Below are 13,749 nucleotides of genomic sequence, written 5' to 3'. Positions count from 1 at the left end.
TTATTCAACTGCCTTGATGAATTTTTTAGTTATTTCCATCGGTCTCGTAATGGCTGATCCCACCACTGCCGAATAAATACCTAGGTCAAATAACCTTTTTAATTCCTCGGGTGTTGAAATGCCGCCCTCTGCTATGACCGGAACGGATATCGTATTCACAAGTTTTTCAACCAATACAAAATCAGGTAAAGACCTGTCTTTTGTTGCTTCTGTATAACCGCTTAAAGTTGTCCCGATACTATCAAACCCAAGCTCTACAGCCCGAACGGCTTCCTCATAAGTGGAGCAATCCGCCATAAAGAGCTGATCCTTGTACTTTTCTCTTAGCTGGGGAAATAGCTCCGAAATCGTTGATCCATCAGGTCTTATACGATCCGTCGCATCCATCGCGATCATATCTACGCCTTCACGGTAAAGCTCATCGACTTCCTTCAGGGTAGGGGTAATAAATACTTCCGATCCTTCATAAACACTTTTGATAATTCCAATGATGGGCAAACTCACGTGTTTCTTAATTTCTTTAATATCCTCTACGCTGTTTGCTCGAATCCCCGAAGCTCCGCCCAAGTAGGCCGCATACGCCATTCTTCCCATAATAAATGGACTGTGCAGCGGTTCCTCAGGCAATGCTTGACAAGAAACGACCACTTTTCTTTGTATTGTATCGAGTATATGACTTTTTGTATGCATCTATTTCCAACTCCACACCTATTAGTTTTACTCCTTGACCGCTCCGGCTGTCATTCCTTGGGTAAAGTACCGTTGGAATAAGATGAAGATCAGCAGCATCGGAATCGCAGCAACAGTAGCTCCAGCCATTTTATAGGCAAAGTTCGGATTCAGATCCTGCATCAATGTTGCGGTACCAACCATCAAGGTTTTCATGTTTTTCTCTTGTCCTACGACGGATTGCCATAGGTAATCGTTCCAGACTTGAACAAAATTTAAAATAAATAACGCACCGATGCCAGGTTTAACAATGGGCAGCATAATTTGAAGGAAGGTTCTCCATTCCCCTGCCCCATCAATTCTGGATGCTTCCCTTAATGCATTAGGAGTCGCGTCGAAAAACCCTTTTAATAAAAATACACCAAATGCGGTTGCGACGTTTGGCCATATCATACCGCTGTAACTATTGACCATCCCGAATTGCTGCGTGATCCGAAACAAAGGAACAATCATGATTTCTTTAGGAATCATCAGGCTGGCAATAAAAATGATGAAAATGGTGTCTTTGCCTTTGAAATTAAGCTTCGAGAAGGCGTAAGCGGCCATCGCCCCTACGGCGATGACAAGAACCGTAGTGATGCCAGATACAAATAAACTATTGAATGCCCATCTCAAAGCCGGTTGGCTTTTAAATACATCCGCATAGTTGGAGAACGTGATCGTGGACGGCCACCAGTCAGGCGGCATCTTCACAACATCCGAGCTATTTTTAAGCGAACTTGTAAATAACCAATACAGAGGAAACAAGTTAAAAAGTGCTAAGAGAAAGATGATTATATTCGATATAAGATCAGAACGTTCCATCTTCTTCTTTTTAACGGCCTTCGACATGCTGACTACCCCCTTACTTATCCTTAATCAAGCTTCTTAACTGAGGCATCGACAACAACAACGTAATCACGAACATAATAACCCCTACCGCCGAAGCTGTACCGAGTTGATTAAATTTAAAGGCGTTATTATAGAGATAGTACATCAGTGTCACAGAGGAATTATTCGGTCCCCCGCCTGTTAAGAGCTGGATGACAACGAATATTTTCAAAACGGCAATGATGTTGATGATCACAATATATATCGTCGTGGATTTGACAGAAGGAATCAGAATTTTAAATATAACCTGCCATCTGCTGGCTCCATCCACTTCCGCAGCTTCAAATAGATCTTTAGAAACGCCGAGCATCGCGGCAATGTACAGAATGATCGCTTGCCCAACATTGGTAACGAATGTTACGAATATAATAACCGGCATAACCGTCTGTGTTTTCCCAAGGAGATTAACCGTACCGAGACCCATTTCCTTTGAAAAGTAAGAAATAAGTCCATTAGCAGGATTCAGCAAAAAGCTCCATACCATGCTCATTACGACCATAGATACCATAACAGGTATATAGTAGCTTCCTCTAATGAATGAGACATACTTGGCATTCTTATCAAATACAGCCGAAGCTACAAACAATGCAAAACCAACCGTTAAGATGACGATAAATACAACGAACACAACCGTGTTAAAAAGCGCCTTAAAGAATACAGGATCATTAAAGAGCGTCACGTAATTGCTCAGTCCAACAAACTTCTCAGTTTGATAATTGATCTGATACAAGCTAAGTCTTATGCCTTCAATAATCGGATATACCAGAAAAATCAAGAAAATCAGCATCTGAGGAAAGATAAACAAATAACCGGTAATATTTTCTTTGGTGGCATGATTACGTAGTCTCATATCGTTTTACCTTTCTAATTAGCAGCCTTAAGATCTCGTCGATCTTAAGGCCGTTAATCGTGTATTATTTGTTTATGGAGTTACTTTTTTTGGTAAATGACAGAGTTTTCTTTATTTGTTTTAATGACTTTGTTCGCATTGGTCTGATAATCCTTCACGAACTGCTCAGGTGTTTTGGCTCCTGTATACAAAGCCTGAAGCCCAGGGTAAAGGACTTCCCGTAGTTGGCTGTATCCTGGAACGTTACCCGTAAAGTTAAACAAATATTTGGAGTTGGCATTGTAAGCGGCAAAAAGCGGCTTCTCTTTCTCAAATTCCTTGGAAACGGAGCTTCTTACAGGAATACCGTTCTTGGAGGATTTCACCAATTCCGGATCACTGGAAAAGAATTTAACGAAATCTTTTGCCACTTCGACTTTAGCCTGGTCTTTATTTTGGAATACGCTGGCTCCAACCACATACGTGAAGGATAGCGGATCTCCGCTTTCGGACGGAATGTTGGCAAGCCGTGCATCAAACTTGGTAGATTTGCCGCTAGCCATATCGATTTTTGCGTTGTTGAACAAGATCGGATTCGTGAAGCTGATCGCAAGCTGCTGATTCAGGAACATCCCATTCGCATCATTGGACGATACCGATTCAGGACCTGGATTCGTATAGCCTGCATCTTTGATTTTTTTCAGCCAAGCTGCAGCCTTTGCGCCTTTTGCATCATCCAGAGCAACATTCCCCTGATCATCAAAGAATTTGTTTCCAAACATTCTCATATAGGCAAGGTTCCATGTATCCCCTTGGTTATTTACAGCAAATAGAGACATCGGGTAAGCATTGGAATATTTGTCTTTAGGCAGATTGTCTTTAAGTCCTTTTAAGATTTGTTCGTATTCATCTAATGTCCACGTTTTGATATCGTTTTCTCCGCCGATGAACTTTTCCAAGCCTGCGGCTTTAAACATATCCGCGTTATACACCAAGGTGCCCGGGTTATGCTGGAATGGGTAGAAATAAATATCTTTTCCGAAAGTCACTGCATCCCAGTAGCTTTTGGAAATATCGCTTTTCGCTGCGTCATCCACAATATCATTTAACGGTACCATTGCACCGCGATGTACATAATCTCCCATTGCAAAAATGCTCTCAAAAAAGACATCAGGAGCCGTACCGCTGCTTAAGTTAACGTTGAGAAGCTGATCACGTTGATCACCAGCAATGACCTCTACATTAATTTTTGCATCATACTTCTTGTATTGTGCTGTGAATTTCTCGGCTGCATATTTTAAGAAGCTATCATAGTCAGCACCTTTTTCCGATGCATCCAAAACACCTTTCCACTGGGGCGTCAGCCAAACTTTAAGCTCAACCTTTTTTCCAGCGGAAGCTTGACCTGCATTGGTTCCGGTATTATTGCTTGCTTCGTTGCCGCCAGAGCATCCAGCAACAACCGAAGTCAACATCATTAAAGCGCTAGCTGCAACAAGTAGGCGTTTTCTTTTCATTTATACATCTACCTCTCATTTAAGATACTTATGACCTGACCCCATACAAACCTCGCCATTTTACGATGCCCATCCGTATCCAGATGCATGTAATCGATCTCATTCATGACAACATCTGCTTTTGCATCCGCAAAATGAATGTCCGTTCCCTTAAGCAAATTGTTCAGATGTTCCCCCAGCTCCCACGATTTCTCGCTGCACTGATCTCCCATCGATTTACCTATTGAAGTTTCGTATACTTTTCTCCTATCGGAGGTGGCGCGATCACTAGAACCTCAGGACTGCGACCACCAATTCCTGACACAGTTCCTCTGGCTTTCTTGGCCAGTCTCACAATACCTTGAGCAATATTATAGGAAGTTAGACCAAAGCGAGCTTTCGTATCGTTGGTTCCGAGCATGATGATGACCAAATCCAAAGGTGAATGCGACATCAGACAGGGATGGAGGTAGGATAACCCCGATAACCCTTCGAACAATGGATCTTCGCAAACGCTTGTTCTACCGCTGAGACCTTCTTCTACAACGCGGTACGAACTGTCCAGATAAGTTGCCAGAAGTCCCGTCCATCTCGTCTGATCATCAAACCTTAATTCCGTTTTCGCGTCATAGCCCCATGTATTTGAATCTCCAAAGCATACAATGGTTTTTGTCCTCAATTGCATCATTTGCAATAACGTTGAATAGCCTGATCGATCATGACAATAATGTCATCGATCGGACCTGAATCCTCGTTGGAAATCCCTTCGAGTGGCGCTCTAACGCTACCCACATTTACGCCTCTTCTATTCAGAACCTCTTTGATCACTGCGTACATAGACCCGTTCTGCGAACATAGTGCGATAATGATATCGTTAATATCGCTCTGGATCTGTTTGGCTTCCGCAAACTTGCCTTGTTGGACGAATTGATTCGCCTGCAGGAATAGCTCCGGCATCGCACCGTAAGTGCCACCGATCCCGCCATCAGCGCCCATGATTCTACCAGCAACAAACTGCTCGTCGGGGCCGTTAAATACAATTACATCGTCTCCACCCGTTCTTTTGAAGCGTTCAATATCCATAGTCGGCATCGATGAGTTTTTAACACCAATAACCTTTTTGTTGGCGAGAAGCTTCTCAAACAACGATGTCGTCAATGTATAGCCCGTAGTCTGAGGGATGTTATAAATAATGAAGTCCAGCGGAGTTGCTTCGATAATATCAGTCCAATATTTATAAACAGAACGGTCTGGCAGCTTGAAGTAAATAGGAGGAATCGCTGATAGAGCATCGTACCCCAACGCTGCCGCATGCTTAGCCAATTCAATACTGTCTCTCGTGGAAGGCGCTCCCACATGAGCGATGAGCGTCATTTTACCTTTCAAATGATTTGCTACATAGCTAAGCACTGCTTTACGTTCGTCCAGGCTTTGGTAAATGCACTCTCCGGAACTTCCACCGACATAGACTCCTTGAACCTTTTTTTCATACAAATAATCACATAAAGCTTTAGTTCGGGCTTCTGAGATATCTCCTTGATCGTCATAACATGCATAAAAGGCCGGTATAATTCCATGGAACTTTTCTAATCTCAATGAATTCCCCTCCTGTTGTCTGTATTGTTTGGCAAGAACAACATATCATAATTTTTTGATTCTGTAAATTTATTTCACCAATAAATTTATAATGAAAATTATTTCCCCCAAAATAAACCTTCAGATGAAAATCCTCGGTTATTTTTTCCCTTAAGAGGTGTTTTTCACCCTGTCTGCAATTTAGTATTGATTATTGCTTTCTTCACTATGCAAATGCTGATCGATTTCCCGAATATAGGATACTACCCGCGCACCCCCTATAGGCATCCGCATACGATGGAGAAGAATACACATAACAACTCAAAGATGGAGGTCTTAACTTATGAGCTTACAGAACCCCAAGCTTCATGAACACACCTTGTATCACGCTGATTCAAACATGACTCACCATTTGAAGTCCATTCGGGATCGCATACACCATATTTGCGGTCAACATGTTAATCAATTCGTTCGGGTGGAAACACTCGATGGAGACGTCTTCGAAGGGGTAATTGTCCAGTGCAATCGTGGAATTTTATATTTAAGATTACCAGGTGACGGGGGCATGCGAGGCTTTACGTCCAATGCCTACAATGATGTCATTTTACCTCTTGTCCTGTTCGAATTACTCGTGATTACTCTGCTATATACTTAGGAGATTGAGGTACGGGTTCTAATTAAAGGAGCCGTAGGCTTTCACTGAACAAGGAGGAACGTGTTATGGGATTTGTACCTCATATCCCGGATTGGCAATATGCATCCTATCGACAAGCTGCTGCTCCCATAGTGTTAGACATGAAACAAGGCGATGTGAATGGAGACGGCGTGCCGGATCTGGTGTACCTCATCGGCAACAAACCTGACGGTCCGACTGGCATCTTTGCTGATCAGATTACACTGGCCATTCAGGATGGATCTACCCAAAAAATATCCAGGGTCCATCTTCAAAACAATTCCGGGTATAATGCTCAGCTGTTTCTCGGAGATGTTAACAAAGATCGAGTCGCGGACATATGGATAAGCATCGAGACAGGCGGCAGCGGAGGATATGGCATTTTCTATATCTACTCATTCCGGAATAACGATCTGAACGAACTGTTTAATGTGCAACAATATAACGAGCAACATCAGTTCAAGGTGAATTATGAGGATTTGTATAAGGTAGGCGTAGGAAGTCCCCAACTCGACGTCCTTTTTACGTTAGATATCAGCTATCGGGGTTATGACTATTTGTCTCAGTATTACAATGAGCAAGGAAAACTAAAACAACCTGTAGAGGGCGAGGTTCTTTCTATGGGTGCCCTTTACCCGATCGTTACCGACTTAAAGAGCATGAGCTATGATTTACTTGCTTTTCAGCGCATCATTGGCACATCTAACGCGGACACATTGGGATATGTGGAAAATCTGTTGTCATGGGGTGGTACTGCCTTCATATCCTCAAGATTATCCGCATCCATCCCAGGCACCAAACTAATCGCGCTATATTAGCTCGTTTACCCGTCTCTTCCATTGAATTCAACCCAGAGCAACACAAAACCCGACTAAGGAGTGATCCATCATGGCATTTATGCCACCCCAAGGACCCCAGGGTCCGCAGCAGGGTCCGTCATCCCCGCCCCCACAAATCCCACCCCAACATCCACCTGTTTCTGCATTTGCCGTCGATCCTGGTGCTATTAAAGGTTGTCTGTACCGAAACACCTACATTTGGCCCAGAAACGGGAGCGGCTTTTGGCTTTACCCCACTTTTGTAGGCCGCACTTCCGTTTCTGGCTTCAGATGGAACGGGAGAAGTTGGGTATACTCCGGATACGATTTACAACGCATCGAGTCCTTTACATGTTTTTGATGATGATCAAATGATGATCATCACGGATAACCATCCAGAACGACCATAAGATTATTATATGCATCCAAACAACAATACCACTCCCGCGAAGGAGTGGTATTTCGGTATATAAACCGCAATTATATCTTTTTAACAAATTCGGATTTTAATTTCATAGCTCCAAAACCGTCTATTTTGCAATCAATATCGTGATCTCCATCAACCAAACGAATATTTTTTACTCTCGTGCCTATTTTTACGACTAATGAGCTTCCTTTTACTTTAAGATCTTTGATTACTGAGACCGTATCGCCATCTTGCAAGGTATTTCCATTTGCGTCTTTAATTATCTTTTGATCTTCACTTGTTTCGGTTTCTGATTCTAAAGTCCACTCATGCCCACATTCTGGGCAAACCAATAGACCTCCATTTTCGTAAGTGTACTCGGAATTGCATTTTGGGCAATTTGGTAAATTAGGCATATTTCAGCTCTCCATTCGTCATTATTCATTCTAAATATAAGTTTTTTTGAAATTTCCTGTTTATTAACCTTCGAAAGAATAGCCATACTTCAGATTCACAAAAGACATATTGGAAGACCCTTATATTCGTATATAAGGTCATTATCTGCTCCTATTGATAAACCTTTCTCTAAGCTCTCATCGAAATTTCTTTTATAAGTATATTTGATATTCAGAAATGATTCCACTAGAGGAAAGCCGGTTGATACAGCACTCATAATCGAGTCGATATGGTCAAAATACGATTTGAAGAAGGGGGGTTATCTCAGAAAGTAGTAGAAAAACTGCTTGCTGAGATAACCCCTTTTTATTAAATCGATGTTAAATGGTATGCTGACCTCGAATGGATTTGTTGTTGTAGTAGAAGCAACAAAAGATGCGGAAGCCGTTCTTAAATAGGAGAGTTCCTCGTCTAAGCTGGAACGTTACCCCAGTGTCCAAGGAGGAACGAGGTTACTGCTTCGTTTCGTTCTCAGTCTCCCATCTGTATATTTCCTCTCGAACCCGCGGAGCAACCTCAGTGCCCAATAGCTCAATGGCTCTCATAACATCCTCATGAGGCATCGTGCCGACGGGTACGTGCAGCATAAAGCGTGTTATACCTACTTGCTTGCGCAAGTGAATAATTTTCTGGGCAACCATCTCCGGATCGCCCACGTAAAGTGCGCCTTCAAAGCTTCGTGCGGCATCAAAGCTTGAACGGTCGTAAGGATCCCAGCCTCGCTCGCGACCGAGTACATTCATGGTAGCTTGAGTGGAAGGAAAAAACTTGTCCGCCGCAAGCGAAGTATCCTTCGCGATAAAACCATGCGAATGGGACCCGACCTGTAGCTTGGATACATCATGTCCTGCTTGAGCTGCCGCTCTTTTATAGAGCTGCACGAGCGGTGCAAACTGCGTCGGTCTTCCTCCAATAATCGCAAGCACCAGTGGCAGTCCGAGCAAGCCCGCGCGAACCACTGATTCCGAATTGCCCCCGCTGCCAATCCACACCGGCAAAGGGCTCTGAACGGGACGCGGATACACGCCTAAATTATTAATCGCTGGCCGATGCCCGCCTTTCCAGGTTACTTTTTCTGACTCCCTTATTTTTAATAACAATTCCAGCTTCTCATCAAACAGCTCATCATAATTATTTAAATCATATCCAAACAGCGGAAACGATTCAATAAAAGACCCCCGGCCCGCCATAATCTCTGCACGTCCATTTGAGATTCCATCGAGCGTAGCAAAATCCTGAAACACACGCACCGGATCAGCGGAAGAAAGTACCGTGACCGCACTGGTCAGCCGTATCCTTTTTGTCTGTGACGCAGCCGCAGCCAGCACGATAGCAGGAGAAGAAGCCGCATAATCTTTACGGTGATGCTCGCCCACGCCAAATACATCCAAACCCACCTGATCTGCAAGTACAATTTCTTCGACAACTTCACGCAATCGCTGTGCATGACTCATCACCTCACCAGTTTGAACGTCTGGCGTTGTTTCTACAAACGTGCTCACACCTATCTCCACTTACAGACCTCCTATGATATATATTCCGCCACATCGGCAAGTAAGCAAACAATGTCCATTCCCGATGTTTATATTTTGATCCTTTACACTACCTTTTTCAAGTTTCCTTCAGTACTACAAGACCAGGGCCTTGTTCACCCCTTTGAATAAAGAATAACGGGACGCATTGAATGAACACGAAGAGTATACCATTTAGCATAATCAAAAGCCCGCTATAGCCTCTAGATCGGCTTAACGGGCTTCCCTCCTACCCTAATTCATACATAATCCTCTACAGCATTGTCCAGCTGCTTGACGGTCTGGGCCGCGGTTAGCCGAAACTCGCGAATGGGTGCTTTACTCACACTCGCGGTTATTCCTTCACATGACCTTACTGCTTGCTCAGACGTATGCTCTTCAGCAAGCGTTGTTATGCGTGCTCCATTCATGTGATGCATATGCCCCATGTTTACTTCGAGTGGCTTTTGCAGCCGTATTTGCCATAAATAAAATACGACGGCAGCAACAAGCAGGATGATACCTGCCAGTAAAAACAAGCTGATTTTCCATTTCCACGTAAACTTGCGCATCACTAGTCTCCTTGGTATTTTATCGATTAATCAATTACTTTGATGTGAAATTATTCTTGTCACCTTTACTTTTTTTGCAATTCTCGAATTGTTGCTGCAATTCCCTCCGCAAACGCTGTTGTAGGAATCGGACCGATTAGGCGCTTATATTTTTCTCCGCTTAGACGAAGCGGCTCTTCAGTTAAATAAAGCATCTCCAATACCTCCTTCATGACCGGTACGAACATACCCAACAGGGACAGACCCATTCTACCGAGCGGGATGACCGGCTTTGCGTTTCCGCCTGCTTGTTGAGCGATTCGAACAATCTCACGGCCGGAAATGATACCCGAGCCTGGAATATTCCAATTTTGCCCATATGCATGATCATGACTTGCAAGCTCAACGATCATAATCGCCGCGTCCGGCAAGTACACGAATTCACGTGGCACATGCATGTTACCGATAAAGAACGCCATTTTACCGGCAGCAATTGACTCCAAGGTAGATCCCAAATAAGAAGCTTGATTGGCTGTGGGCCCGTAATAATCCGGCAAACGAACGATCATGGCCTCAGTACGGTTCCAGCGGCTGTTGAAAATCATCTGTTCAAACGCAAGCCTGATCTTGCCTTTCTTTGTGTGTGGCTGCTTGGGATGTTCCTCGGTCACACGGTCCATCTGCCTTCTTCCATATGGGTAAATGCCATCTACCGCGACAACCTTCAGGCTTAGACGATTGGCAGCTTCCATGACCGATTCACCAAGCGGGATCAGTTTGCTTACCATCTCGTTATACGGTACATTAGCGCAATGGAATAAAACATCGGCCCCTAACGCCGCGGCCGCAATGTCATCTGGGCGAAAAGCATCGCCGACAGCTACGGACAGATGAGCAGGATTGCCTAGCTGAGCTGCAAACTGTTCCAGCTTCTCGCGTGAACGTCCGAATGCAATCGTAGGAATCCCCCGTTTAACTAATTCTGCTGTGATGACCGCACGTTCCGCCTGTTGCACCTATAACAATTGCTTTTTTCATTTTCATCAACCTTTCGCATTTTTTGTTTTGTTATTGATCAATCACTTATTAATATCAATATACCAGCGCGTTATTGATTAGTCAATAACCATTTTTCAAAATTTTTATACATTGTAAAAAAACGAATACTATTAGAAAGTAATCACCTAACAAGCTCTTCCCATTTTGGCGAAGAGCTTGCTTGTACACTCTAAAAAATGATAGGCTAATTGCCCACATCCGTCTCATAGCAGCTGCTGAGCTTACTTATCGATTGTCTATTTTTTCAGGATAGAGGTCGTGATTCATCAGACGAAAATTGGCCATCTCTTCATACTTGGTACCCGGTATTCCATAATTGCACCACGGATCGATGGAAATTCCCCCACGCGGTGTGAATTTCCCCCACACTTCCATATATCGGGGTTCGATTCGTTTAATCAAATCATTCATAATAATGTTGACACAATCTTCATGGAAATCTCCATGATTCCGAAAACTGAAAAGGTATAGTTTTAATGACTTGCTTTCAACAAGTTTCTTATCAGGAACGTAAGAAATATAAATTGTAGCAAAGTCAGGCTGATGTGTCAGTGGACATAAGCTGGTGAATTCAGGACAATTAAATTTTACGAAATAATCACGATTAGCATGGAGATTATCAACGGCCTCCAATACCTCCGGGGCATAATCAAAAACATATTGAGCCTTTTGATTGCCTAATAAAGTCAAATCGTTCAAGCCTTCTTGATGGCTTCGGCCAGACATACAAAAACCTCCTTGTAAAAGTTTAATATTTCACACACCTATTCAAAAGAGATTCTTCCACCATTCTATTGGAACGACTAGGATAGAACCAAAAAAGCCACGTCCAGTATGGACATGGCTTTGTGTCATGTATCCATAGTTTTTTATAGAGGGTATCAGCTATGAACCTCTCCCGTTCAACCACGGGTATTGAATCCCTATATGATATATAACATCCAGCAAAACGTCAAATGGAAATTCATTGTTTTTGAACAAACGTTCGTTCCTCCTTGAAGCTAGATATTCTTGCGAGTGTCGAAGAAATCACTGGGTCCTCCAAAGAATCGGCAAGCTTGCGCTCAAGAATTGTTTAGACAATCGCTTGAGCGTCTGTCAGGGGATAAAGCGGATGTACCACAACCATATATTTAAAGAAATAGGTTCCGATGATCCAGAACAATAAGTTATGGCATACGCTCTTCCGTTATCACGGCCAGACTGCTCTGGTATATCTGCTCTCACTGTAAGTTCCATTCGCCGCTTTACCAATATTTGCGATACGGTTTTCCATCATTTAAGCAGCTTTCTATCCATTTTTCCTAATAAGGTATAGGGTAAATGATCGACGAAAATGATTTCTTTGGGCAGCTGAAATCGTGCCAGTCTTGGTCGCAGCCACTGAATCAGTGCCTCTTCTGTCGTATCCGCGTGTGGTGCTAGATGGACAATGGCTTTCAACCGCTCCCCAAAATGCTCATCGGGAATTCCGATCACGGCCGCATCCTCTATGTGAGGATGACTGAGCAGGACCTGCTCCACTTCAAGAGGATACACATTTTCCCCCGCTGAGACGATCATACTGTCCGATCTTCCACACAAAAAATAATAGCCATGCTTATCTCGATAGCCCAAATCGCCCGTTTCTATCCAAGTAGCAGTCTCGTTTCTCATGGACCATCTGTTTTTAATACACAATTGACCTATTCTGTCGAATTCAACTTCCTCTTTATTATTATCCACTATTTGCAAAAGGACTCCCTTAATCTTTCTACCGATCGTATTGGCGGAGTAAGCTAAATCCTGCGGCGTTGCAATAATATTCAAGCCCGCTTCCGAAGTTCCATACAAATTGTATAATACGTCTCCTAATTGGTCCCGAGTTTCTTTTACCAGTTTGGGATTAAGCTGTGCACCGCCTGAAGCTATACAAGCAAGGGATTTCAAATCAGAAGCATTGGTTTTTAACATTTTATGCAGCATTAAGGGCACAACGGTTACGACTTCAACCTGATGCTCCCGAATTAAACGACATGCGTTCTCTGCATCAAATCCGCGATGAATGACCACTTTCTTTCCCAAAGCACAGAATAAGAGCAGTACCGCAGCTCCATAACCGTGATAAATGGGTGTTGCTATATAGGCCGTATCATAATTTAAGATTTTCAAACGCAGAAGGAAGTCGTAAAAAGGATTCAAATAATTGAATAATGATGGTTGATGCGCTGCTTCTTTGGCTTTTCCTGTCGTTCCGCCTGTGAGTAGCACAAGCTTACTCGTGGAATTCCGGTATCGTTTACGTTTCTTATAGCTGCTTATAGAAGATAAGTTGTTGATTGCCGGAAGAGTATCATGATAACTCCATATTGCGGATTTCTTATACGAAGATTGCTCAAGCAATTCGCTTCTATCTTCATCTAACACCAGAAGATCGAAATCATGGCGCTCAAGGATATTATTGAACTGAGTCTCGCTCATTTCAGCATTAAGCAGATACAGATCCGCCCCCGATAAAGAAACCGCATAAATCGCCTTCACTAAAGAAGCGTGATTTTTACATATGAGACCTGCTTTCTTGCCGCTCCCAAGCTGATACCTATCTCTAAATACGATTGAGAGCTCTTCGGATTGTGCAAACAATTGGTTATAGGTTAGCATTTCCCGTTCATCTACAATGGCTATTTTTTGCCCATAGGTCCTCGCTGCAAAATTTAGCAGCGTCATCAAATTGACTCCATATTGATTAATAGCAGATGCTAACCGAAACAAGGCTGCAGGGGAAAGCAATCTGATT

Annotated in this window: 14 protein-coding genes and 1 pseudogene; 2 read left to right on the top strand and 13 right to left on the bottom strand. The window is 43.2% G+C overall.

Annotation, left to right across the window (positions count from 1 at the left end; genetic code table 11):
- From BM210_RS24250 to BM210_RS24225, 7 genes are all read right to left on the bottom strand, one after another.
- Positions 1-690, bottom strand: a complete 690-nt coding sequence (locus BM210_RS24250; RefSeq protein ID WP_091174502.1) for an N-acetylmannosamine-6-phosphate 2-epimerase — start codon at positions 688-690, stop codon at positions 1-3.
- Positions 691-717: 27 nt separating this feature from the next.
- On the bottom strand, positions 718-1,560 hold the full coding sequence (locus BM210_RS24245) for a carbohydrate ABC transporter permease (protein WP_091174501.1): 843 nt from the start codon (positions 1,558-1,560) through the stop codon (positions 718-720).
- Positions 1,561-1,573: 13 nt separating this feature from the next.
- Complete coding sequence (locus BM210_RS24240; RefSeq protein ID WP_091174499.1) at positions 1,574-2,449, bottom strand: carbohydrate ABC transporter permease; 876 nt, start codon at positions 2,447-2,449, stop codon at positions 1,574-1,576.
- 80 nt (positions 2,450-2,529) lie between these two features.
- Positions 2,530-3,945: an ABC transporter substrate-binding protein gene (locus BM210_RS24235; protein ID WP_091174497.1), complete on the bottom strand. Its 1,416-nt coding sequence runs from the start codon at positions 3,943-3,945 to the stop codon at positions 2,530-2,532.
- Positions 3,946-3,953: 8 nt separating this feature from the next.
- Positions 3,954-4,157, bottom strand: a complete 204-nt coding sequence (locus BM210_RS35415; RefSeq protein WP_218184967.1) for an SGNH/GDSL hydrolase family protein — start codon at positions 4,155-4,157, stop codon at positions 3,954-3,956.
- Positions 4,158-4,165: 8 nt separating this feature from the next.
- Positions 4,166-4,612 (bottom strand): GDSL-type esterase/lipase family protein, encoded by a 447-nt coding sequence (locus BM210_RS24230; RefSeq protein WP_218184966.1) that lies wholly within the window; start codon positions 4,610-4,612, stop codon positions 4,166-4,168.
- Positions 4,609-5,520, bottom strand: coding sequence for a dihydrodipicolinate synthase family protein (locus BM210_RS24225; protein ID WP_091174496.1), 912 nt, complete (start codon positions 5,518-5,520; stop codon positions 4,609-4,611). Before BM210_RS24225 ends, BM210_RS24230 begins: the two co-directional genes overlap by 4 nt.
- Positions 5,521-5,842: 322 nt before the next feature.
- Here BM210_RS24225 and BM210_RS24220 point away from each other — a divergent pair, with 322 nt between their 5' ends.
- Both BM210_RS24220 and BM210_RS24215 read left to right on the top strand, forming a co-directional pair.
- Positions 5,843-6,154 (top strand): hypothetical protein, encoded by a 312-nt coding sequence (locus tag BM210_RS24220; protein WP_091174495.1) that lies wholly within the window; start codon positions 5,843-5,845, stop codon positions 6,152-6,154.
- A gap of 65 nt (positions 6,155-6,219) precedes the next feature.
- Positions 6,220-6,990, top strand: a complete 771-nt coding sequence (locus BM210_RS24215) for a spore coat protein (protein WP_091174493.1) — start codon at positions 6,220-6,222, stop codon at positions 6,988-6,990.
- Positions 6,991-7,470: 480 nt separating this feature from the next.
- On the opposite strand, the gene BM210_RS24205 is transcribed toward BM210_RS24215, so the two are convergent.
- The 6 genes and pseudogenes from BM210_RS24205 to BM210_RS24180 all read right to left on the bottom strand — a co-directional run bounded on the left by BM210_RS24205 (position 7,471) and on the right by BM210_RS24180 (position 13,679).
- Complete coding sequence (locus tag BM210_RS24205; RefSeq protein ID WP_091174490.1) at positions 7,471-7,812, bottom strand: zinc ribbon domain-containing protein YjdM; 342 nt, start codon at positions 7,810-7,812, stop codon at positions 7,471-7,473.
- A gap of 492 nt (positions 7,813-8,304) precedes the next feature.
- Positions 8,305-9,366 (bottom strand): LLM class flavin-dependent oxidoreductase, encoded by a 1,062-nt coding sequence (locus tag BM210_RS24200; RefSeq protein ID WP_091174487.1) that lies wholly within the window; start codon positions 9,364-9,366, stop codon positions 8,305-8,307.
- Positions 9,367-9,623: 257 nt separating this feature from the next.
- Positions 9,624-9,935 (bottom strand): hypothetical protein, encoded by a 312-nt coding sequence (locus BM210_RS24195; protein WP_091174485.1) that lies wholly within the window; start codon positions 9,933-9,935, stop codon positions 9,624-9,626.
- A gap of 65 nt (positions 9,936-10,000) precedes the next feature.
- A pseudogene (locus tag BM210_RS24190) lies at positions 10,001-10,958 on the bottom strand (NAD-dependent epimerase/dehydratase family protein).
- Positions 10,959-11,198: 240 nt separating this feature from the next.
- Positions 11,199-11,699: a preQ(1) synthase gene (gene queF, locus BM210_RS24185; RefSeq protein WP_091174482.1), complete on the bottom strand. Its 501-nt coding sequence runs from the start codon at positions 11,697-11,699 to the stop codon at positions 11,199-11,201.
- A 549-nt stretch (positions 11,700-12,248) separates the two neighbouring features.
- On the bottom strand, positions 12,249-13,679 hold the full coding sequence (locus BM210_RS24180; RefSeq protein WP_256223987.1) for an AMP-binding protein: 1,431 nt from the start codon (positions 13,677-13,679) through the stop codon (positions 12,249-12,251).
- Positions 13,680-13,749 lie beyond the last annotated feature (70 nt).

It is taken from the genome of Paenibacillus sp. 1_12 (assembly GCF_900114475.1).
Lineage (GTDB): Bacteria > Bacillota > Bacilli > Paenibacillales > NBRC-103111 > Paenibacillus_S.
Note: the sequence above shows the minus strand (reverse complement) of the source record. Positions and strands in the feature narration are given on the sequence as shown.

Coding starts and splice junctions, on each gene's coding strand:
- BM210_RS24250 (WP_091174502.1), bottom strand. CDS start 690: ATGCATACAAAAAGTCATATACTCGATACAATACAAAGAAAAGTGGTC.
- BM210_RS24245 (WP_091174501.1), bottom strand. CDS start 1,560: ATGTCGAAGGCCGTTAAAAAGAAGAAGATGGAACGTTCTGATCTTATA.
- BM210_RS24240 (WP_091174499.1), bottom strand. CDS start 2,449: ATGAGACTACGTAATCATGCCACCAAAGAAAATATTACCGGTTATTTG.
- BM210_RS24235 (WP_091174497.1), bottom strand. CDS start 3,945: ATGAAAAGAAAACGCCTACTTGTTGCAGCTAGCGCTTTAATGATGTTG.
- BM210_RS35415 (WP_218184967.1), bottom strand. CDS start 4,157: ATGGGAGATCAGTGCAGCGAGAAATCGTGGGAGCTGGGGGAACATCTG.
- BM210_RS24230 (WP_218184966.1), bottom strand. CDS start 4,612: ATGATGCAATTGAGGACAAAAACCATTGTATGCTTTGGAGATTCAAAT.
- BM210_RS24220 (WP_091174495.1), top strand. CDS start 5,843: ATGAGCTTACAGAACCCCAAGCTTCATGAACACACCTTGTATCACGCT.
- BM210_RS24215 (WP_091174493.1), top strand. CDS start 6,220: ATGGGATTTGTACCTCATATCCCGGATTGGCAATATGCATCCTATCGA.
- BM210_RS24205 (WP_091174490.1), bottom strand. CDS start 7,812: ATGCCTAATTTACCAAATTGCCCAAAATGCAATTCCGAGTACACTTAC.
- BM210_RS24195 (WP_091174485.1), bottom strand. CDS start 9,935: ATGCGCAAGTTTACGTGGAAATGGAAAATCAGCTTGTTTTTACTGGCA.
- queF (WP_091174482.1), bottom strand. CDS start 11,699: ATGTCTGGCCGAAGCCATCAAGAAGGCTTGAACGATTTGACTTTATTA.
- BM210_RS24180 (WP_256223987.1), bottom strand. CDS start 13,679: ATGACGCTGCTAAATTTTGCAGCGAGGACCTATGGGCAAAAAATAGCC.